The following is a 1005-nucleotide window of genomic DNA, read 5'->3' as shown; positions in this document are numbered from 1 at the left end:
GGCTAAGTATTCTAGTAATAGCGTTGGCTTAATTGCCTTCCACTAGCGTCCGTACAACGGTTAGTATACGATAGTATGCTAGGAGGATAATAGGTCGAAACATCCTCCCGTGAGGACACTATACGGGTGTTCCGCCAGTCTGGATTTATTAAGGTGATTATAGTGCAGGATATCCACCTCTTCCCATTCCGAACAGAGAAGTTAAAGCCTGTAACGCCAATGGTACTATGAAACATGGGAGAGTAGGTCGTCGCCGTTTTAAGTATGAATCATGCAACTATAAAAGTTGCATGATTTTTCACTAGATATCATTCCGAAAGTCCATCGGGTTTTGTTCGGAAAAGTTTTCACAGATAATTTGATTTCGTTCTACATCAGATTTGAAATCATCCCATTTATAGCCGTAGTCATCCAAAAGTTCAATCTGTTCTGCTTGGGTAAAGTCATTCATTTCGCTGCTTGCGGTAAGCCATAGCTGACGATTGTTGACTAAAGCTTTTACTTCCTCATCTGTTTGGGCATCCTGGAGCAACTTTTTAGGATTACTCTTGTATCTCTCGAATAATTCAACCTCACTGGCATCGGAATCAGGCATGCACTTTTCGTTGTAGATATTAGGTTCGCAATACCAGAATTCACGATCTGATATTTTGAGACAGAACTGGAGATTGTCGGGGTCAGTACATGTAATATTGGGATTGAAAAGGTTTTGCATCATTTCTTAAGCCATTTATAGAATTCTTCTCTGTAGGATTTTATATTAAGTTTGCTTATAAACAGGATTTAGAAATTCTTTCATTATCTGATAGTTGAGTCTGCGCCCTTGAGTTTGCCCTATGTTTTCCAACTCCTTGATATCATCATTAGAGAGTTTCTTGTCTTTTTTCATGTCTTTGAGATACTGCTCAAATGCATTTTTATCAGTAAATACACCTAAATCCATGCTATCCCTGTTATGCCAAGCCTTGCAGCTATAAAACAGGATTACTTCGTTCTCTTCCATAG

2 protein-coding genes and 1 rRNA gene are annotated in these 1005 nt (G+C 38.9%); 1 reads left to right on the top strand and 2 read right to left on the bottom strand.

The window, feature by feature from the left end; translation table 11 throughout:
• Positions 1-149: 149 nt before the first annotated feature.
• A 5S ribosomal RNA gene (rrf, locus tag IR022_RS09840) occupies positions 150-259 on the top strand.
• A 42-nt stretch (positions 260-301) separates the two neighbouring features.
• On the opposite strand, the gene IR022_RS09835 is transcribed toward rrf, so the two are convergent.
• Together IR022_RS09835 and IR022_RS09830 are read right to left on the bottom strand one after the other, a co-directional pair.
• On the bottom strand, positions 302-718 hold the full coding sequence (locus IR022_RS09835; protein WP_194203574.1) for a hypothetical protein: 417 nt from the start codon (positions 716-718) through the stop codon (positions 302-304).
• Between the two features lie 42 nt (positions 719-760).
• On the bottom strand, positions 761-1005 hold a 245-nt coding region (locus tag IR022_RS09830; RefSeq protein ID WP_194203439.1), incomplete at its 5' end, for a hypothetical protein.

It is taken from the genome of Dysgonomonas sp. GY617, from assembly GCF_015233815.1.
Classification (GTDB): domain Bacteria; phylum Bacteroidota; class Bacteroidia; order Bacteroidales; family Dysgonomonadaceae; genus Dysgonomonas_A.
This window is presented reverse-complemented; position numbering and strand designations above follow the sequence as displayed.